18 protein-coding genes are annotated in these 19861 nt (G+C 67.3%); 10 read left to right on the top strand and 8 right to left on the bottom strand.

Annotation, left to right across the window (positions count from 1 at the left end):
- Window positions 1-39: 39 nt before the first annotated feature.
- Complete coding sequence (locus ABEA50_RS26795) at window positions 40-3225, top strand: sacsin N-terminal ATP-binding-like domain-containing protein (protein WP_345498909.1); 3186 nt, start codon at window positions 40-42, stop codon at window positions 3223-3225.
- A 62-nt stretch (window positions 3226-3287) separates the two neighbouring features.
- On the opposite strand, the gene ABEA50_RS26800 is transcribed toward ABEA50_RS26795, so the two are convergent.
- The gene (locus tag ABEA50_RS26800) at window positions 3288-3959 is read right to left on the bottom strand and encodes a TetR/AcrR family transcriptional regulator (protein WP_345498911.1); all 672 of its coding nucleotides are present in this window, start codon (window positions 3957-3959) and stop codon (window positions 3288-3290) included.
- Between the two features lie 69 nt (window positions 3960-4028).
- Here ABEA50_RS26800 and ABEA50_RS26805 point away from each other — a divergent pair, with 69 nt between their 5' ends.
- Window positions 4029-6083: a neutral/alkaline ceramidase gene (locus ABEA50_RS26805; RefSeq protein ID WP_345498913.1), complete on the top strand. Its 2055-nt coding sequence runs from the start codon at window positions 4029-4031 to the stop codon at window positions 6081-6083.
- A 9-nt stretch (window positions 6084-6092) separates the two neighbouring features.
- On the opposite strand, the gene ABEA50_RS26810 is transcribed toward ABEA50_RS26805, so the two are convergent.
- Window positions 6093-6332: a DUF2530 domain-containing protein gene (locus ABEA50_RS26810; protein ID WP_345498915.1), complete on the bottom strand. Its 240-nt coding sequence runs from the start codon at window positions 6330-6332 to the stop codon at window positions 6093-6095.
- A gap of 64 nt (window positions 6333-6396) precedes the next feature.
- On the opposite strand from ABEA50_RS26810, the gene ABEA50_RS26815 reads away from it, so the two are divergent.
- Window positions 6397-6831 carry a MarR family winged helix-turn-helix transcriptional regulator gene (locus tag ABEA50_RS26815; RefSeq protein WP_345498917.1) on the top strand — a complete coding sequence of 145 codons (435 nt, stop codon included), beginning with the start codon at window positions 6397-6399 and terminating at the stop codon, window positions 6829-6831.
- A 5-nt stretch (window positions 6832-6836) separates the two neighbouring features.
- On the opposite strand, the gene ABEA50_RS26820 is transcribed toward ABEA50_RS26815, so the two are convergent.
- Complete coding sequence (locus tag ABEA50_RS26820) at window positions 6837-7238, bottom strand: YccF domain-containing protein (RefSeq protein WP_345498919.1); 402 nt, start codon at window positions 7236-7238, stop codon at window positions 6837-6839.
- A gap of 368 nt (window positions 7239-7606) precedes the next feature.
- Here ABEA50_RS26820 and ABEA50_RS26825 point away from each other — a divergent pair, with 368 nt between their 5' ends.
- Window positions 7607-7837 carry a hypothetical protein gene (locus tag ABEA50_RS26825; RefSeq protein ID WP_345498921.1) on the top strand — a complete coding sequence of 77 codons (231 nt, stop codon included), beginning with the start codon at window positions 7607-7609 and terminating at the stop codon, window positions 7835-7837.
- Between the two features lie 169 nt (window positions 7838-8006).
- On the opposite strand, the gene ABEA50_RS26830 is transcribed toward ABEA50_RS26825, so the two are convergent.
- Window positions 8007-9212 carry a GNAT family N-acetyltransferase gene (locus ABEA50_RS26830; protein WP_345498923.1) on the bottom strand — a complete coding sequence of 402 codons (1206 nt, stop codon included), beginning with the start codon at window positions 9210-9212 and terminating at the stop codon, window positions 8007-8009.
- 133 nt (window positions 9213-9345) lie between these two features.
- Here ABEA50_RS26830 and ABEA50_RS26835 point away from each other — a divergent pair, with 133 nt between their 5' ends.
- Both ABEA50_RS26835 and ABEA50_RS26840 read left to right on the top strand, forming a co-directional pair.
- Window positions 9346-10149 carry a TrmH family RNA methyltransferase gene (locus ABEA50_RS26835; protein ID WP_345498925.1) on the top strand — a complete coding sequence of 268 codons (804 nt, stop codon included), beginning with the start codon at window positions 9346-9348 and terminating at the stop codon, window positions 10147-10149.
- Window positions 10150-10196: 47 nt separating this feature from the next.
- A complete protein-coding gene (locus ABEA50_RS26840) occupies window positions 10197-10472 on the top strand; it encodes a DUF2537 domain-containing protein (protein WP_345499196.1) in 276 nt (91 codons plus the stop codon).
- Here ABEA50_RS26840 and ABEA50_RS26845 read toward each other — a convergent pair.
- The 3 genes from ABEA50_RS26845 to serC form a co-directional block, all read right to left on the bottom strand.
- Entirely contained in the window at window positions 10469-11203 is a 735-nt protein-coding gene (locus ABEA50_RS26845) for a DUF6928 family protein (RefSeq protein ID WP_345498927.1), read from the bottom strand. The genes ABEA50_RS26840 and ABEA50_RS26845 overlap by 4 nt on opposite strands.
- Before the next feature lie 471 nt (window positions 11204-11674).
- Window positions 11675-12766 (bottom strand): septation protein SepH, encoded by a 1092-nt coding sequence (gene sepH / locus ABEA50_RS26850; protein ID WP_345498928.1) that lies wholly within the window; start codon window positions 12764-12766, stop codon window positions 11675-11677.
- 307 nt (window positions 12767-13073) lie between these two features.
- On the bottom strand, window positions 13074-14198 hold the full coding sequence (serC, locus tag ABEA50_RS26855) for a phosphoserine transaminase (protein ID WP_345498930.1): 1125 nt from the start codon (window positions 14196-14198) through the stop codon (window positions 13074-13076).
- 63 nt (window positions 14199-14261) lie between these two features.
- Here serC and ABEA50_RS26860 point away from each other — a divergent pair, with 63 nt between their 5' ends.
- Window positions 14262-14900: a hypothetical protein gene (locus tag ABEA50_RS26860; protein WP_345498931.1), complete on the top strand. Its 639-nt coding sequence runs from the start codon at window positions 14262-14264 to the stop codon at window positions 14898-14900.
- An 88-nt stretch (window positions 14901-14988) separates the two neighbouring features.
- On the opposite strand, the gene ABEA50_RS26865 is transcribed toward ABEA50_RS26860, so the two are convergent.
- Window positions 14989-16137: a citrate synthase 2 gene (locus ABEA50_RS26865; RefSeq protein ID WP_345498932.1), complete on the bottom strand. Its 1149-nt coding sequence runs from the start codon at window positions 16135-16137 to the stop codon at window positions 14989-14991.
- Window positions 16138-16257: 120 nt separating this feature from the next.
- Between ABEA50_RS26865 and pdxH the strand changes: the two genes are divergently transcribed.
- From pdxH to ABEA50_RS26880, 3 genes are all read left to right on the top strand, one after another.
- Window positions 16258-16986 (top strand): pyridoxamine 5'-phosphate oxidase, encoded by a 729-nt coding sequence (pdxH, locus tag ABEA50_RS26870; protein WP_345498934.1) that lies wholly within the window; start codon window positions 16258-16260, stop codon window positions 16984-16986.
- Window positions 16987-17046: 60 nt separating this feature from the next.
- Window positions 17047-18339 (top strand): MFS transporter, encoded by a 1293-nt coding sequence (locus tag ABEA50_RS26875; protein ID WP_345498935.1) that lies wholly within the window; start codon window positions 17047-17049, stop codon window positions 18337-18339.
- 180 nt (window positions 18340-18519) lie between these two features.
- Window positions 18520-19833: a citrate synthase gene (locus ABEA50_RS26880; RefSeq protein ID WP_345498936.1), complete on the top strand. Its 1314-nt coding sequence runs from the start codon at window positions 18520-18522 to the stop codon at window positions 19831-19833.
- Window positions 19834-19861: the final 28 nt, after the last annotated feature.

Here is a 19861-nt window from a genome sequence, read left to right on the forward strand (position 1 = left end):
TCGGCCGACCCGTTCGGCACCGAGGCGCTGCGAGCCGCGGTGATCGCGGCTTGGCGCGATTCGCCGACGCGGCTGCGCGAGGACGCGACGACTGAAGCCGACCTGGTGCGCGCCGGTTATCGCGACCGACTGCTGACCGAGTTGGCACAGAACGCGGCCGACGCAGCCACCAAGGCGAATGCGCCCGGCCGTCTTTCGGTGTGGCTGGACGGGCGTTTCCTGCATATCGCGAATACCGGTGCGCCGCTGGCATTGTCGGGGGTGCATGCCCTCACGGCCTTGCGTGCCTCGGAGAAGCCCGGCGCGGCGGCGTCGGTGGGTCGCTTCGGTGTGGGGTTCACCGCGGTCTTGTCGGCGAGCGAGGAGATCGAGGTCCGCTCGACCACCGGTTCGCTGCTGTTTTCCCGCTCCGCGACTCGGGATGCGCTGCGTACGAACGGTGTTCGCCTACCAGAGGGTACGGCCGAGGAGGCCCTCGCTCCGCCGGTACTGCGGCTGGCCTGGCCGTCGAGCGTCCCTCCTGTGGCGGGCGCGGATACCGAAGTGGTGTTGCGGCTGGACGACCAGGTGGACGGCGCGGCGTTGCTCGCGACCATGGGTGCCGAGGCGGCCGACCTACTGCTGGCGCTTCCGGCTTTGCGACTCCTGCGGCTAGGCGCCGACGAATTTGTCAGTGAAACAGTCGATCTCGGTGGCGGCCTGGCAGAGGTGCGGATCGACGGGCCGGGGGGCTCGCAGTCGTGGTGGCAGTACCGCGCACCACGTTCGCGCTGGTTGTTGCCGCTGCGTGCGGGTATCCCGGTGCCGGTCGCCGAGGATGTTCTGCGCGCTCCGACGCGTTCGGACGAGGAACTGTCGCTGCCCGCACTGCTGGTGGCCGACGTCGCCATGCAGCCGGACCGTCGCCGCCTGCTGCCTGGCACACCCGTCGCCGAATTGGCCGACGGTTACGCCGATTTCGCCCGCGCCCTGCCGCCGAAACACCGACTCGTCCTGGTGCCGCGCCCCGGCTTCGCCCGCAGCGAGACCGATGGTTTGCTTCGGGAAGCACTGATCGCCGAACTCCGCACACACGCCTGGCTCCCGGTCATCGTTTCCAGCTCGAGCGAGACGACGGGACCGGAAGGTTTCGGTCCCGACGCTCTCGCATCGACTCCGAATATCCCACGCGCACTGGATGATCTCGTCGAGTCGGGGACGGCCGAGGCGCTGACTGATCGCCGAACAACGACCGAAGGCGCCACGTCGAAGCATCGCGAATCCGATTCCGGTGGTGCGGGGCAGCCGGGTGCCGGTGTCGCGTCGGCTACCCCGGCGGACCGCGCCGGTTCGGCCCACCGCGCAACCTCGTTCGGCGACGGCGCGAACCCCGATTTCGAGGCTCCTTCCGCGACTGATCCGGCCGCCGCCACCGTGTCGACCGGCACTGCGGATTGGGCCGACCTTGCGGGCGACGCGCCGACCTCCCGTGGCGCCGCCTTCGAGTCGGCGAAGGCCGAGAGTCCCACCGCTGACGCCGATTCGGTGTCGTGGGACATTCGCCCTGGCGCCGAGCGCGGTGCCGCGACAGCCAACACCGCCGTACCGACGCGGGCGAGCGTATTCACCGATTTGACTCCTGACCTCGCCGATCTCCTCGGCGACGTGATCGGTCCCCTGGTGATCGCCGAGCTGTCCGAGCGCCGCTACGCCGAGGCGTTGGGTGTGTTGGATGTGCACCGGTTGGGGTTGGCGCGGCTGGCCGAGTTGTCCGCGGGCTTGGAGCGTGCGCCTTCCTGGTGGCGACGGTTGTACGCGGCGCTGGAACCGTTTGTGGTCGACCCGTTGTCGGCCGAGGAATTGGGTGCGCTCGCGGTTCCGTTGGCGGATGGTCGACTGGTGACCGGACCGCGCACGGTCGTCCTCGATGACGAGTTGGCGGCCGCGATCCCGGTGCACTGGGCGCGGCTGGTGCATCCCGAGGCGGCGCACCCGCTGCTGTCCAGGCTCGGTGCTCGCGGTGCGACGGTCGTGGATCTGCTGAGCGACCCCGGTCTTCGGGCCGAGTTGGCCGACGGTGCGGACCCCGACACCACCGATGTCGTGTTGCGGTTGGCGGCGTCCGCGGATGCCGAAGCATTGCCCGAGTGGTTGGGCGCGCTCGAATTGACCGACGCGACAGGGCAGTCGCGGCCTGCGGACGAGCTGCTGCTTCCTGACGCGCCGTTGCGTGAGCTGCTGGTCGAGGATTCGCCGTTCGGTGTGGTTGCCGAGTCGGTGGTGGATCGTTACGGTGCGCAGGCGTTGCGTGCGGTGGGGGTCGGCTGGGACTTCAGTGTGGTGGTCGAAGATGACCCGACTGGTCCCGATCATGATCTGGACGACGAGGACCGTTGGTGGGCGGGGCTTTCCGACGAGCCCCGGCGTTTGGCGGCCGTGCGCGATCTGGATCTCGTGGACGCGGACGCCTGGCCGGAGGCGTTGTGGCAGTTGGCTTCCGACCCACGGCGGCGTCCGCTGCTCACCGACCGCGACGGCTACACCGCGTGGTGGCTGCGTACGCACGCGCACATCGGTGGCGTCCCACTCGGCCTGTCGCGGCATCCGTCCGACAGCGAATTCGTCGGTTTGCTACCGGAATTCGCGGTGCGCGGTCTCGTCGACGACCCGGCGGCGACGCGGGCGGTGCTGGCCGATCCCGCTTCGATCAGCCTCGAATTGGCGGCGGCTTTGCTGGACGCGCTCGCCGATCCGACCAGAACTCCTACCCCCGAGACCATTTCGCGGACGCACGCCTTGCTGGCGGCGGCGGTCGCCGACGGTCGCCTGGATCTCGCCGATCTGCACTTGCCGGAGCGGGTGCGGGTGTTGTCGGGGGCGGCGGTCGACCCCGACGCGGTGTTCGTGCTCGATCAGCCGTGGTTCGGATTGGCGATCCCCGCAGGCCAACTGGTGCTGGGGGATGCGACGACGGCGTCGTCGTTGGCCGGGCTGCTGGACCTGCCGTTGGTGTCGGAGGCGGTGACCGCCGAGGTGCTCGGTACCGGTCGACGCACCGATTTCGCGACCGAGCCGCTGGCGGTCGTGCTGCGCGAACTGTTCGTGGCGGCAGTGGACGACGAGACGCTGGTGGTGCACGAAGACCTGCGGGTGCGGGTGAGTGGCGCGGTCACGGCGACGGTGTCGGTGCCATGGTGGCGTGCCGACGGCGCGTTCCACGTTCGCGCACCGGCCGTGCTCGACTGATCGGGCCCGGGCCGTGGCCGAAACCCACGACGACGCCGCGGGTTTCGGTCAGCGCTTCGACCTCAGACGGCGTATCCGGCGACCATTTCGCTGAGTAGGTCGAGTTGTTCGCGGACTTGTTCGCTGTCGTCATCGACCAACCAGCGCAACACGATTCCGTCGATTATCCCGAGGGTGAAGCGGCTCAGGGTGCGCACGGGGACCGACCAACGGGTGTCGGTCGCGTCGCGCGCGTGCTCGAGGAGATCGGCGACGGTGGAGTCGTTGAAGTCGTACTGTTCCCTGGCGATCGCGAGTTTCGCCGGAGTTTGTCCACCTTCGCGTAGGGCATAGGTGGTGGTTTCGTATGTGAGTAGTTGTCGTTGTGGCGTGGCTTCGATGTTCAGCCACATCAGTTCCAATCCGGCCCTGATCAATTTTTGAAGTGCTTCTTTTCCACTTCCGACGTCTTGCCATACTGTTTCATTGGCGTCGACGGAATCGCGCAATTCCATCGACAGCGCCTTGACCAGCTCGGTCATCAGCGCGTCCTTATTGTCGAAACAGTAATGCACCACTCCGAGTGAGACTCCCGCCGCAGCTGCGACATCTCGGGTGGTCACGCCCGCAACGCCCTTTTTCTCGGCAAGGCCGATAGCGGCCTCGATAAGGTGGGCCCGTCTTTCTTCGACGCTCAATCGGGAGGACACCAGGCGAGTTAAGCGCGCAGGTCGCGAACAGTCAATTCGTTCCACGGAAAAAATTCCGACTGGACGATCGACCAGTTATGTGGTTCGCTGTTTTTCGATCAAGGAGGATGTTGTATGTCGGTGTCCCGCAGGGCCGTTCTGGCTCGAACCGCCCTCGGCTCGGTGACGTTGGCCGCCGCAACCATGACGGTGGCGCCCGCACAGGCAGTGCCGACGACCGACGGGGACACCACCGCCAGCGACTACGAAATCGGCGTCGGAATCTCCGACATCACCGGACCCGCAGCCGAATGCGGAATGATGGGCTATTCCCAACTCGATCAACAGACCGCGGGTATCCACCTGCGGCCGAGGGCGCGAGCGTTCGTCCTCGGCCTCGGCGGACAACGAATCGTGTACGTCGTCGCCGAGAACGGGATGATCTTCCAATCGGTGCACCGCGGCGTACTCACCGAACTCGCCCGTCGTTTCGGTGACCTCTACACCGAGCAGAACGTCGTACTCACCTCGACGCATTCGCACTCGACCTGCGGTGGCTCCAGCCACGACTACGCCTACAACCTCTCGATCCTCGGCTTCCAACAGCAGGTGTACGACGCCGAGGTGAACGGCATCGTGGAGGCGATCACCGCCGCGCACGCGGACCTCGGACCCGGCTCGATCGCGCTGGGCCGCAGCGAACTCCACGATGCCAGCGTCAACCGGTCGCACGTCGCGTGGGACCGTAACCCGCTGGCCGACAAGGACGTCTACCCCGAGGCGATCGACCCCGCCGTCACGGCGCTCGCGCTGTACAAGGGTGGACGACAGGTCGGCGCCATTACCTGGTTCGCCACGCACAACACCTCGATGAGCAACGCCAACCATCTGATCAGCTCGGACAACAAGGGCTACGCGGCTTTTCGTGCCGAGCACCGCGAGCACGGCGTGCGCTACCTGGATCCGAACCCGGGTTTCGTGTCCGCCTTCGCGCAAACCAACGCGGGCGACATGTCACCGAACCTGAACCTGCGACCGCACTCCGGGCCGACCGAGGACGAATTCGAGAACACCCGCATCATCGGCGAACGCCAGTACGCGGCGTCGGAAACCGCACTGGCCGCGGCGAAGACGATCACCGGCGCGGTGGACGCGATGCTCTGCTACATCGATCTCGCCGATATCGCCGTCGACGGTCGGTTCACCCCCGATGGGTTACCCAAGCACACCGCGCCAGCCGCCGCCGGTGTCTCGCTGATCGCGGGCAGCGTCGAGGACGGCCCCGGTCTGCCCGGCGGCCCGATTCCCGAAGGCGTGCGCAATCCGTTCGTCGAATGGCTCGGCGACCCGAACGCACCCGCTCCGGCCTGGCTCGCCGACGCGCAGGCACCCAAGGCCATCTTCGCGCCGCTCGGTCTGCTGCCGCCCGTGGCGTGGGTGCCGAATGTGGTCCCGGTGCAGATCGTCCGCCTCGGCGAGTTGTATCTCGCCGCGGCCGGTGGTGAATTCACCATCACCTCGGGGCTGCGGATTCGGCGTGCGGTGGCCGCGGCGCTCGATGTCGAGCTGGAACAGGTGCTGATGCAGGGGTACGCCAACGCCTATCACGAATATGTCGCGACGCCAGAGGAATACGACGCACAACAGTACGAGGGCGCCTCGACGCTGTTCGGTCGCTACACGCTGTGCGCGTACCAGCAGGAGTTCACCAGGTTGGCCACCGCGTTCGCCGCAGGTCAGCGGGTGGCGCGTGGCCCGGCTCCGCGCGACGTGTCCAATCTCCAACCGAACTTCCAGGTAGGCGCGGGTCCCGACGCGCTGCCATCGGGCCGCGGCTTCGGTGACGTGCTGGTCGCGCCCGACGCGAGTTACGCCCCTGGCGCACAGGTGGTCGCGGAGTTCGTCTCGGCGCATCCCAAACACAACACCCGACGCAACAGCACGTTCCTCGAGGTGCAACGCCGCGACGCCGAGGGGCACTGGACGCGGGTGGCCAACGAGGGCGAGTGGGCGGTCCGATTCCACTGGCGCAGGGAGGGCCTCGCCGAATCGGTGGCCAGGTTCACCTGGGATGTTCCAGGGGACGCCGAGCCCGGGCGTTACCGCCTGTGCCACTACGCCGACAGCCTGAGCGACGACGGCGCCCTGCACCCCTTCACCGGGACCACCGCCGAATTCGAGATCGGGTGAGCGTGGCGCTCACAGTCCGGTCTGCGCGCCCTTGTCACCTCGGCGCGCGCCGCGACGTTGGATCAAAAAGATGCCGAGTGCGAGCACGCCGACCACCAAACCCATCAGGCACACCGGAAGAACGCTGGCCCAGCGATCGCCGCCGATCAGCACCACCACCGTGGCGATCAACCACAACCCGCTGCCGACGGCCAGCACGGGCCGTGGATCGGTCAGTCGTGCGGGGAACTGCGGCACTTGGGGGGTCACCGCACCAGCGTAGCGGCGACGAATCGAATCACCACCCGGTGGCCGTCCCGTAAGGTTTGGCATTGTGACCTCGTCATCGCAAGTTCGGGCCCTCGCCGGTGATCTCTCACTGGCGGTCGTCCGGTTGGCACGGCACCTGCGTGGTCGCCGTGCCGATGCTCAGATCTCGCTCACCCAGCTCTCGGCGCTGGCCACCCTCGCACGCGAAGGGTCGATGACGCCGGGTGCGCTGGCACAGAAGGAGCGGGTGCAGCCGCCGTCGATGACGCGGGTGATCGCCTCGCTCACCGATCTCGAACTGGTGCAACGTCAGCCGCACCCCACCGACGGCAGGCAGATCATCGTGTCGCTGGCCGACGCGGGCCGTGCGCTCATCGCCGACGAGAACAGTGCGCGCGAAGCGTGGATGACCGAGCGACTGTCCACGCTCACCGCCGATCAGCTCGAGGTAATCGCCGGTGCGGTCGAGATCATGCGTCAGCTGGTCGACGAAGAGTAAGCGCTTCAGCGTCCGGCGAACGGCTGATCACTGTCGACGATCTCTCGACCGAGCGGAAACAGCGACACCGGGATGAGCTTCAGATTGGCCCAGCCGAAGGGGATTCCGATGATCGAGATGAACAGCGGAATGCTGGTGAGCAGGTGGCCGAGCGCCAGCCACCAACCGGCGACGATCACCCAGATGACATTGCCGACCAGCGATCCCGCTCCGGCCCCCGGCTTCTCCACCGTGGTGCGGCCGAACGGCCACAGCACGTAGAACGCGATGCGCGCCGAGGCGATCCCGAACGGAATCGTCACGATCAGGACGAAGCAGATCACCGCGGCGATCAGATAGCCGAATGCCATCCAGACGCCACAGAAGACCAGCCAGAGGATGTTCAGTATCAACTGAATCGGCTTCATGGTTACCAGCATGCCAGGCTCGTGCACCCGGCGTCATGGGGCGCCGCTGTCCGCGCGCCCACGGCCTCGCCGGTCGGCTGACCATGCGAGAACATCGCTGGCGGAGGATGTTTCGCGTTAGGCAGCAGCTCGAACGCGATCGATCGACCACGACTCCGGCGTCGACCTCCTGCCGAGCATCGCACTTGGTGCATTCCACGGACCACGGACCACGGACCACGGACCACGGACCACGGTGCGCGGCGCGGTCGGCGCACCCGCGGGCCGGAGCACTGTCCTATCTCAGGGTCTGGATCGCGGTGGAACAACGGCGAGCAAGGATTTCGATCTGCTCGACCAGTTCGGGTGGACCGGCGACGGTGAAATCGGTGTCGATGCAGGTGAAGGAGTCCGAGCAGTGGGGTGCGGAAACCCCCGATTCCGGTGTGCCCACCGGCGTCGCCGTCTTCCCCGGCAGCAAAACAGTCCGCGCCATCGCGGAGAAGCGCACCACCGTGGTGCACTGGTCGGAGTTCGACCGAGGCGGCCACTTCGTGCCGATGGAGACCCCCGACCTCGTGCTCGGCGACCTGCGCGATTTCTTCGGCACACTCCGCTGACCTCGGTGTCGACCATCGACAGTCGCCCATCGACGAAGGACGTCGGTACGGCGAGTTTCGGCGTTGGCCGAAGTGATCGACACTCGCGGTGCGGACGAAGCCACAGCCAACGGTGGCTTCGCACCGCGAGAACTCGGTACCGCTGGCACTTTCGGTGTCAGCGGCGCGGTCAGAAGTGCCAGCCCAGGTGCGCGTCCACCGGCGAGCCGAATGCCGTTTCCAGGGTGGGTAGCAGGTCGGAGTCGTTGAGGCGCAGGCGATTCGCCGCGGCGAAGGCGCGTGCGGGATGGGTGCCGAAGTACAGGCCCGCGAGTACGTCGATGCCGAGGTCGACGTCGGCGGCGCCGGTGGTGGGGGAGCAGGCCGCCTTGCCGTCGCGAATGGTGAGCGCGAAGGTGCCGCCGGCCTCGCGAAACGGGTCGTGTACCGCGAGCACGACATCGAGGTCCGCGCCGTAGGTGCGCGCGGCGAGCGCGGTGGGCACATCCATCAGGCGTAACCAGAGCGCGTCCGCACGCTGGACGGTCCGCACCAGGCGGGGATTGGTCAACAGGTAGGGCAGTGGATCGTTATCGCTGACGACCGCCTCGAGGTGCTTGGTGATGTCGAGTCCGCACAGCGCGCGCCACAATGCCGCGTGCGCGTCGGTGGTCACGGCGCGCAGTTCGATGACCTGTGCGTCGATACCGTGCTCGCGCTTGTGGTATCGGTACAACGCGTAGCCGTCGGGGTGCACGAAGGCGAACAGGTCGCTACCGCCACCTCTGGCTCGCTCGATATCGAGCAGGCGCAACCGCCAGGAAGCCTCGGGTCGTACCTGTGCCGCGGGAACCACCGCGCGCCACCGGTCATACACCGCGCGAAGATGATCGAGCGCCGCGGTGGGGTCGCTCATCCGCACCCCACCGACGTTCGGCGCGCACGGCAGGAACTCCGCGAATCGGCGGTCGATCGTCACCGAGTTCTCCCGCGTCGTCGGCGCGTAACCGAAGCGCCCGTAAATGCTGCCCTCGCTGGCGGTGAGGATCGCGATCGGTAGCCCCGCCTCCTCGATGCGCCGATGCTGCTCGGTGAACAGTGCGCGCAGGATGCCGCGGCGTCGATGCGTGGACGCCACCGCCACCGCGGCGACGCCGGCGGCCGTCAGCGTCGCCGCGCCGGGAACGGTCACCGTCATCTGCCGGTCCTCGGTGGTGCCGACGACCTGGTCGCCGTCGACGGCGACCAGTGCGTCCTCGATCCGAAACAATGCCCGAGTCTCGGCCTGTTTGTCCGCGCCCCACTGCCCGGCGAAACTGGTTTCGAGCAGTAGCTGGATTGCCGCCTCATCCTCGGCTGTCGCGGACCGCACGGCGATATCGTTCGTCAGGGGCATGGTGCGACGATCTCACGGATGTGCTCGCGCTAGCACCTGAATTTTCGTGGTCCGCGAGTGCCCTCGAATCCCGTGGTGAGACAACCGTGCCCCGCTGGTCACGGCAGGGGCCCGGTCCCGGCAAGATGGGGTGATGGCCGCAGTGATCGACATCGACGACCCCGCCGATCCGCGGCTCGACGACTTTCGCGACCTGAAGTCCGCCGACCGCCGTCCCGATCTGCCGGGTCGCAAAGGGTTGGTCATCGCCGAGGGTGTGATCGTGGTGCGGCGCATGCTCGACTCCCCGTTCGCCCCGACCGCGTTGCTCGGCACGTCGTCGCGCTGGCAGGAACTCGGCGACGATCTCGCCGAGCTCGCGGTGCCGTACTTCAGAACCACCGCCGAGGTCATGGCCGAGGTAGTCGGATTCCACCTCAACCGTGGCGTTTTGGCGGTGGCACGCCGCCCGGCGCCGCGCATGGTCGACGAGGTGATCGGCCGTGCTCGGACCGTCGCCGTGTTGGAGGGTGTGAACGACCACGAGAACATCGGCGCGATGTTCCGCAATGCGGCCGGATTGGGTGCCGAGGCGATCCTGTTCGGCGACAAGTGCGCCGATCCGCTGTACCGGCGCGCGGTCCGCGTCTCGATGGGGCATGTGCTTCGCGTGCCGTTCGCCCAGCTCCCGACCTGGCCGAGCGGTCTGGACATACTGCGGGACAATGATTTTCGAATCATCGCGCTGACGCCTGACGCGTCAGCGCCGAACCTGGCTACGGTGATGGGTGTGGAGAAAGTCGCCTTGCTGCTCGGCGCGGAGGGGCCCGGCCTGACCGAGGCGGCCCTGGTCGCCGCCGACGTCCGTGCGCGCATTCCGATGTCGGCGGGAACGGATTCGTTGAATGTGGCCACCGCCGCCGCGATGGCGTTCTACGAACGGGTGCGACTGTCGTGAGCCATTCCTACCCGCCGCCGCGGCGCGCCCCCAGGTATTACGCCGAGTTGCCCCCGGCCGAACCAACGCCGTGGGCAACCGGGCTCACCGTCGCACTGTTGGTCGCGTCGCTCGCCGGGGCCGCGGCCTTCGCGTTCGGCGCCGCACTCGCCGCGGTGCACCCCTTGCTCGCGATCGCGGTCAATCTGGTCGCCGTCGGCGGTGCGGCACCGACGGCGTGGCGCTGGCGTTCGATACCCGTGACCCGCTGGGTGCTCGGCGGCGTCGCGGCGGGCGTCTTGGTCGGCTGGCTCGTGCTCGTGCTGGCCGCGCTCGCCGGTTAGCGCGAAACCCGGTCGTGTCCGCGAATCCACTCGCGCAGGCCACGGCGGCGACGGACCCCCTCTTCGGGTGTGTGGGAGGAGCCGGTCTCGGTCTCGGCCTTCGCGCCAAGCGCGAATCCGCACACGGCGAGGTCGCCTGCGGTGAGCGCGCCCTCGGGTGCGGCGGCACGGTAGTGGAAGCCGATCCACTCGTTGTTGGCCGCGTCGGCGAAATCGGGTGGATCGAAGGGTAGCGCCTGTGGGTCGGGTAGCACGCCCGCCCGCCACCGCACCGGATGCTCACCCGCCCAGTGCTCGCGCTCCCAGACCAGCGGCAGGCCTTCGTCTTCGAGGATGTACACCCGCGTCGAGCTGAACGACCTGCGGAATTCGCCGCGTTCCCAGTGCGCGAAAGCGCCCCAGCCGTGGGTGACGTCGAACGACACCAGATAGGTGTGTTCGGAGGCCAAGGGGCGAATCAGTGACTCGGGCAATTCGGTCGGGTGCACGCGCGCGGCCTGCGCCGAGCACACCACTGTCACACCGGGATAGCAGCCGATGAACACCTCGTCGAGGTCCGGGCCCGCGCATCCGGCGAGCGTGCCCGTCGTCGTCGGCCGCACCGTCCGGTCCGGGTGCAATTGTTTGGCCAGCGCGAGCGCGGCGTCGGGATCGGAATCGTGATGGGCGCGCAGGACCGCCAAGGGATCGAGCGCGTCGACATACCAGAGCGACGAAGACTTCACCAGCATTCCCGGCACCTCCCGATGGTTGCGCGAATCAAATCCGCGAACTCCGAGCAACGCGCGGTGGATTCGAGCGACGCACCGACCTTTCACCGCTCTGCACCGCGTGTGTCATGGGTGACACAGGGGGAAATGTACTCGCCTCACCCGAAAATAGGGTCACCTTCGACACGTGAACGCGTGCGTACCATCCGGCAGAAACGCTGCGGGCACGCATCGAGCAAACATCGGTAACCGAGGCAGCGTTGGCGTAGTCCGGTCACCGGCACCACGGAGAGCAACACCGCGCGCCGCGCAGTCGCGGCACACGCCGACCGTCGGCGGCGCAATCGCGGGCGACACTCTCGCGGTCTTGCTGGCGCATCGGCTGGGGTCACTGTCGCTGAGGACGACCAGCGCCGACCCCGGAAAACGGTCGTGCGCGGTGTAATTCGCCACGGGAATGGTTCGGGAGCCCAGGCTCCCTCGGCGCACCGCTCAGTGTCCCGAGCTACGCACCCCGAGCAGCACGTCTTCCCACGACGGCATCGGCGCCTTGCCGCGCTTGGTCCGCGTTTGCTTCGCGGCGGGCTTGGCGGTTTCCGGCTTGGCCTGCTTGTCCGACTTGTCTTCGGCGGCGGGCGCCTTCGACGTGTCGGTGCCCGTCGCCGTGCTCGGTGCCTTCGTCGCGGCGGCCGGCGCCGCCTCGGCGGTGGAAGCGGCAGCGGCGGTCGCCGACGTGGCCGCCGCTGCGGGGGTTGCCGATGCGGCCGTCGCCGCGGCCGGGGTACTCGGCGCTGGCGTCGGTGTCGCGGGCGGGAGCGCGGCGGTATTGCCGCCCGCCGCGACGGCACGCTGTTCGTAGTACTCGTCCAGCGTCGGCTGGCTCTGCTGACGAACGGTGCGCGCGGGTGCTTCGACCGGCTTCGGCTCGGCCACCGGTTCCGGTTCGGCCGTCGGCGCCTCGGGTTCGGCGGGCAGCACCGTGGCGAGCCCGCGCAGCGCGCGACCGAAGTCGGGGTCGATCAGATCCGCGGCGGGGTCATCCAACGGCGAGACCGAGCCACCGTGCGCGTCCGGCTGGTAGCGCCAGTGTGCCGCGATCTCGGAATGCCCGTTCTGCCACTGCAATTGCGCGACCCAGAAGTTCTTCTCGTCCTTCCACGCGTCCCATTCCGCGCCCTCGATATTGTGTCCACGCTCGGTGAAAGCCGCGGTGACGACGTCGATGAGGGTTTCCACGGCGGGACCGTCGGGACGGGTGGGGTGCGCCTTCTGTGCCAGCTCGGCGGCGCGAGCACGCTCGAGCAGCACCGGGTAGGCGAAGCGTTCGACGCGGCTGGACGGCATACCTGACTCTGCCGTGACCTGCTCGACGGATGCCCCAGCGCGGATACGGGCCTGAATATCTCGGGGACGCATAGTTGCTTCCATTTCGATCTCAATCTGGCCGAATCGGGCAAGGTCTCCGCGCGCGGCGGCTCGTAGTTTGTCATCTGCTGGGAGCCGGAACTTTTGGCCGGACTCGGTGTCGACGCACACGATGTGGGTGGAGTCGGGCGTTACGCCGATCACTCGAAGCTCACGCACCGTTACCTCCTTACCGCGTCGACCAGGAAAGCCGTTGTCGACCAAAGCCCTTGTCGACAACCGCTGTTAATCGACTGTCACTGCTGTCGACAACCGCTGCGTTGACTACCGCTGTGTTGGCCAACGCTGCGTTGGCTAACGCTGCTGTCGACTCGCGACGCCGCCCACTCTACGAAACAGTAGTGCAATTTGGCGATCCAGGGGATGCGACACGCGGACGGCAGCCCGCGAACGGGCCACCGTACCTCGTGTTCGCTCCGAATTGTTCGTGACGCGCCGCAGTGGCGACGTCCCAAATCAGTACGCCTCAGCCAAGATTCGCGACAACCCAGTCGATGGAACGGGTCAGCTGGCTGATGTCCTCCGGATCGATCGCCGGGAACATTCCGACGCGCAATTGATTGCGTCCGAGCTTGCGGTACGGCTCGGTGTCGACAATGCCGTTGGCCCGCAGAACCTTCGCGACCTGCGCGGCATCGATGGATTCCGCGAGGTCGATGGTGCCGACGACCTGCGAACGGTGGGCGGGATCGGTGACGAAGGGGGTCGCGAATTCGCTGGACTCGGCCCAGGAGTACAGCCGCGACGAGGAATCCAGCGTCCGCTTGACCGCCCAGTCGAGACCGCCGTTGCCGTTGAGCCACTCGATCTGATCGGCGAGCAGCAGCAACGTGGCGATGGCTGGCGTGTTGTAGGTCTGGTCCTTGACGCTGTTGTCGATAGCGATAGGAAGCGAAAGGAACTCGGGTGTCCAGCGTCCGGAGTTCTTGATCTCCTCGACCCTGGCCAGTGCCGCGGGACTCATCAGTGCGATCCAGAGGCCACCATCGGCGGCGAAGCACTTCTGCGGGGCGAAGTAGTAGACGTCGGCATCGGTGATGCGCACCGGGAGACCGCCCGCGCCGGAAGTGGCGTCGATGGCGATCAGCGCGTTCTCCGAACCTGCGGGGCGCTGCACCGGAATCGCGACACCGGTGGAGGTTTCGTTGTGTGCCCAGCCGATCAGGTCGGCCGAGGGGTCGGCGACGGGCTCGGGGGCACTGCCCGGCTCGGCCTTGACCACGATCGGGTCGCCGATGAACGGGTTGCCCTTCGCGACGGTCGCGAACTTGCTGCTGAATTCGCCGTTGGTCAGGTGCAGTGAACGCTCGCGAATGAGTCCGAAGGCCGCCGCGTCCCAGAAGGCCGTGGTGCCGCCGTTACCGAGCACCACCTCGTAACCGTCGGGGAGGGCGAACAATTCGCGAAGGCCCGCGCGCACGCGGGCGACGACGTCCTTCACCGGCTTCTGGCGATGCGAGGTTCCGAATACCGAGGCACCGACACTCACCAGCGATTGCAACTGCTCCTGGCGCACCTTGGAAGGGCCGCAGCCGAACCGTCCGTCAGCGGGTTTGATGTCGTCGGGAATGGTCGGAAACGCACTGGTCATGCCGAACAGGGTAGACGGTGGTAATGCTGTGTCAGCGACCACACTCCGGCTAATCTCGGCCCTATGAACATGACGGCAGCACACTCGGGGTGGCGAGAGCGTGGCCGACTGGCACGGACCTTCGGGCTCGGTGCTGCGGCCATGTCGGCCGCCGCGCGCCGCGAATTATTGATTCTCGGAATCGAGGGCTCCGCGACGATCTCCGAGCGGTGGCAGCGTCGCTCCGAGCCGGGATATGTGTTCCGCGTCTGGGTGCGGTTGGACGGCAAACCGCCTTACGAGACGCGCGCCTGCCAGCAGGTCTCGGACGCAGATCTGGCACGGATGCGCCCCGGCGAGAACGTCCGATGCCGAGTCGACCCCCGCGACGAAGACCGCCTGGTGCTCTACGTCCCGGCCTTCTCCGAGGCCGCGCGCTGCGGACTGGAGAAGATCCTCGCCGACGGCCGCCGCGCCGACGCCAAGGTCCTCTCGACCGCCCCGGTCAGCGCCGAGCACGAGGGCCTGGACGCTCCCTTGGTTCGCCTCGACCTGGAACTGACCGCGTGGGACGAGCCGACCCCGTGGCACACCCGAGTCACCCAGCCGGTCCCACTGACCGCGATGGCTCTGCTCGACAGGGGCCGCCGCCTGGAAGTGGCATTTTTCACAGTCGACCAGGGCGAGTCCGTAGCCATCGACTGGCAAGCCTCGCTGACCTGAACTCCAGCACCACGCCCGAACGCGCGATCACCCAGGACCCGGCGCGCACGACCACAATCACCGCGCCGACGTCCCGGCTGCACCCGCACTAGCTGTGGACGACTCCGCTCCAGCCGTCGACCTCGTCCGGCTTGCGCGGCGCGGGCCCGGTGTAGATGGCGGCGGGCCGAACCAGCTTGCCGAGACGCTTCTGTTCGAGGATGTGCGCGCACCATCCCGCGGTACGGCCGCAGGTGAACATCGCGGGCATCATGTGCGCGGGTACCTCGGCGAAGTCGAGGATCACCGCGGCCCAGAATTCGACGTTCGTCTCGATGGGGCGGTCGGGGCGGCGTTCGCGTAGCTCGGTGAGCGCTGCCTGCTCGAGCGCGGCGGCGACCTCGTACCTCGGTGCGTCCAGGCGCTTGGCGGTGGCGCGCAGCACGCGGGCGCGGGGGTCTTCGGCGCGGTAGACGCGGTGACCGAAGCCCATCAACTTTTCCTTGCGGTCGAGGATGCCCCGCACCAATCCTCGTGCGTCACCGGTCTTCTCGACCTCTTCGATCATCGGGAGCACGCGGGCGGGAGCGCCGCCGTGTAGCGGTCCCGACATGGCGCCGATCGCACCCGAGAGCGCGGCGGCGACATCGGCGCCGGTGGAGGCGATCACCCGCGCGGTGAAGGTGGAGGCGTTCATGCCGTGTTCGGCGGCCGAGACCCAGTAGGCGTCGATGGCTTCGGTGTGCTTGGGGTCGGGGTCGCCCTTCCACCTGGTCATGAACCGTTCGGTGACCGTGGTGCACTCGTCGATCTTGCGCTGCGGAACCGCGGGCTGATAGATGCCGCGCGCGGACTGGGCTACATAGGACAGTGCCATCACCGATGCGCGGGCGAGGTTTTCGCGTGCGGTGGCGTCGTCGATGTCGAGCAGTGGCTGATATCCCCAGATCGGGGCGAGCATGGCGAGACCGGCCTGCACGTCGACCCGCACGTCACCGGTGTGCACCGGGAGCGGGAAGGGTTCGGCGGGCGGCAGGCCGTGGCCGAACGAGCCGTCCACCAGCAGTGCCCACGCGTCGCCGAAGGTCACCCGGCCGAGCACCAGATCCTCGATGTCGACGCCGCGGTAACGCAGGGCGCCGCCGTCCTTGTCCGGCTCGGCGATATCGGTGGTGAACGCGACGACGCCCTGCAGGCCGCTGACGAAGTCACTGGGAATGAGGTTCTGCCCGTTCGGAACAGCGGGACTGGTGGTCATGTTTCGACGCTCCTTGCACTTCGGGAAGCATGTGCCCAGTCGTGGGGATGGGGTAGTTGACAGGTACATGCCGATGGTCGAAACCCTAGTCCTCGGCTACCGAGGAGTAACGTCTGCCCCATGCGTGACCTGGACAATTCACCGGCTGACCGGGAACCGGCAGACCTCGGTCCCGACGCGGATCTGGCCGTGATGCGCGCCGAATACAGTGGCCCGCCGTTCGGCAGCGGCGAGGATGTCGACCTCGACGAGAACTGGGTGGCCGGTGGTTGGGAGCCGTTGTTACGGCACTGGGTCGAGCAGGCGACCGCCCTCGGTCTGGCCGAGCCGAACGCGATGGTGCTCGCGACGGTGTCGCTGGCCGGGTCCACGCCGCGTCCGGTCGCCAGAACCGTGTTGTGCAAAGGGCTCTCACCCGAGGGGGTGATCTTCTACACCAACTTCGACTCCGCCAAGGGCACCCAACTGGCTGCCGTGCCGTTCGCCGCCGCCACTTTCGTCTGGCCGGCGCTCGGCAGGCAGGCGCATGTGCGCGGCGCCGTCGAGCGGGTCGCCGACGAGACCACCGAGCTCTATTGGCGTTCGCGTCCGCGCGAATCGCAGCTGGGTGCGTGGGCTTCACACCAGTCGGCGCCGATCGCCTCCCGCGCCGAACTGGACCGGTTGCTCGCCGAGGCGAGCGCGCGCTTCGACGGTGTCGAGCGGATTCCGGTTCCGCCGTTCTGGGGCGGGTTCCTGCTGCGGCCCGACGAGGTCGAGTTCTGGCAGGGCCGCAGGGGCAGGCTGCACAATCGCATCAGGGTGCTTGTGTCGGAAGGGAAGATGACGGTCGACCGACTACAGCCGTAACCCGTACGCCCGTACCACCTCTCGCAATCTGCTACGCGCACCGGGTATACGCTGCCTCCGGTGAAATTGCTGGCCGACACCGCTCCACTGCACCAGCCGGATTACCGGCGCCTGTGGACCTCGGGCATCGTGACCATGATCGGCGCGCAGCTGACCATCGTCGCCGTGCCGCAGCAGATCTTCCAGATCACCGGCAATTCCGGCTATGTCGGTTTGGCCGGGCTCTTCGGGCTGGTACCGCTGATCGTGTTCGGTCTGTGGGGTGGCGCGCTCGCCGACGTGATGGATCGGCGCAAACTACTGCTGATCACCACCACCGGTACCGGCCTGACCACCCTCGCCTTCTGGGCGCAAGCCGCGGGTGGACTGAACAACGTGTGGGTGGTACTCGGCCTCTTCTCCGTCCAGCAGGCGTTCTTCGCGGTGAACCAGCCGACCCGCAACGCGGCGATCCCTCGGTTGCTGCCGCCGGAGCAGTTGGCCGCGGCCAACTCGCTGAACATGACGGTCACGCAATTCGGTGCGATCGCGGGACCCGTGCTCGCCGGTGTGCTCATCCCGGTGCTCGGCTTGTCGACCCTCTATCTGATCGACGCCATCGCGCTGCTCGCGACGCTGTGGGCGGTATGGCGGTTGCCTGCGCTGGCTGCGAGCGGCACGGTGCGCAGGGCCGGATTTCGTTCGGTACTGGACGGATTCGTCTACCTGGCCACCCAGCGGGTGCTGCTCGCCTCGTTCGCGGTCGACATCATCGCCATGGTGTTCGGCATGCCGCGCGCACTGTTTCCCGAGATCGCGCACGAGACGTTCGGTGATCCCGCCACCGGTGGTCTCGCGCTAGGTCTGCTGTTCGCGTCGATGTCGGCGGGCGCGGTGCTGGGTGGAGTGTTCTCCGGCTGGATTCCGCGCATCCGGCGTCAGGGTTTCGCCGTGCTGGTCTGCATCGTGCTGTGGGGTGTCGCGATGATCGGGTTCGGCCTCGCCGTCGGGTTCACCGGCCACGGACTGACGGTGGGTCTCGGATTGGGGATCGCGCTGGTCTGTTCGGCTTTCGGCGGCGCCGTCGACATGATCTCGGCAGCGCTGCGCGTCACGATGCTGCAAACCGTCGCGACCGACGAGATGCGCGGACGGCTGCAAGGGGTGTTCATCGTGGTGGTCGCGGGTGGGCCGCGCATCGGTGATGTTGCCCATGGTTTCGCGGCCGCGGCCTTGGGTACTGCTGTTGCCGCGGCCGGTGGTGGCGTGCTCGTAGTGATCGGCACACTGATCGCGGCGGTGGCTTTCCCGGTGTTCGTGCGTTATCGGGTAGGCCGCGCACATGCGCAAACAGTGCCCGGACAATCAGTGTGACCTGCGGGTGCGGGGAGCTCGATCGAACGATTGAGCTGTCCGACCCGCGAGAAGGTCGGACAGCCGCGCCGGACCACCCTCCGTGGTCGTCTGAGTCGGCGAACGACTAGCGTTGAGTGCAAGCGCATCGTGCGCCGACCGCGCCCGGTGCCTACGGTTCTACCTGAGAGGGATCCTTCCGTGCCCGCTGAGAACATTGTCAACGTCGATGGCGACGCAAAGCCGGTCCTTACCTACCCCGGCGGGGACTTCCCGATGACGGTTACCAAGGCCGCCGAAGGTAATGACGGGATCGAGCTGGGAAAGCTGCTGTCCAGCACCGGGTATGTGACCTACGACCCCGGCTTCATGAACACCGCCCCCACCAAGTCGGCGATCACCTACATCGACGGCGAAGAGGGGATTCTGCGGTACCGCGGCTACCCGATCGACCAGCTCGCCGGCTCGTCGACCTTCATCGAGGTCAGCTACCTGCTGATCTACGGGGAGCTCCCGACGCAGGCCCAGCTGGAGGATTTCACCGACCGCATCCGCAGGCACACGCTGCTGCACGAGGACCTGAAGCGGTTCTTCGACGGTTTTCCGCGCAACGCGCACCCGATGCCGGTGCTGTCGAGTGCGGTGAACGCGCTGTCGGCGTACTACCAGGATTCGTTGGATCCGCGCGATCCCGAACAGGTCGAACTATCCACCATCCGGCTGCTCGCCAAGCTGCCGACGATCGCGGCGTACTCGTACAAGAAGTCGGTCGGCCAGCCGTTCCTCTACCCGGACAACTCGTTGAGCCTGGTCGAGAACTTCCTGCGCATGACCTTCGGTTTCCCGGCCGAGCCCTACGAGGTCGACCCGGAGATCGCCGCCGCGCTGGACATGCTGCTGATCCTGCACGCCGATCACGAGCAGAACTGCTCCACCTCGACGGTGCGTTTGGTCGGTTCCTCCGACGCCAACCTGTTCACCTCGGTGTCCGGCGGCATCAACGCGCTGTGGGGTCCGCTGCACGGCGGCGCTAACCAGGCGGTGCTGGAGATGCTCGACGGCATCAAGGCCGAGGGCGGCAACGTCAAGGAGTTCATCCGCAAGGTCAAGAACAAGGAAGACGGCGTGAAGCTCATGGGCTTCGGGCACCGCGTCTACCGCAACTACGACCCGCGCGCCGCGATCGCCAAGAAGCACGCCGATGCGATCCTGAGCAAGCTCGGCGGTGACGACGAACTGTTCGACATCGCGCAGGCGCTGGAGGAAGCCGCGCTGACCGACGACTACTTCGTCGATCGCAAGCTCTACCCGAATGTCGACTTCTACACCGGCGTCATCTACCGCGCGATGGGCTTCCCGACCAGGATGTTCACCGTGCTGTTCGCGATGGGGCGGCTGCCGGGTTGGATCGCGCACTGGCGCGAAATGCACAGTGAGCCACTGAAGATCGGCCGTCCTCGGCAGATCTACACCGGCTACGGGGCACGCGACTACCACGAGATCGCGACCCGATAACTACACCAACAGCATCAACTATCGAAGG

Source organism: Nocardia callitridis, from assembly GCF_039543305.1.
Classification (GTDB): domain Bacteria; phylum Actinomycetota; class Actinomycetes; order Mycobacteriales; family Mycobacteriaceae; genus Nocardia; species Nocardia callitridis.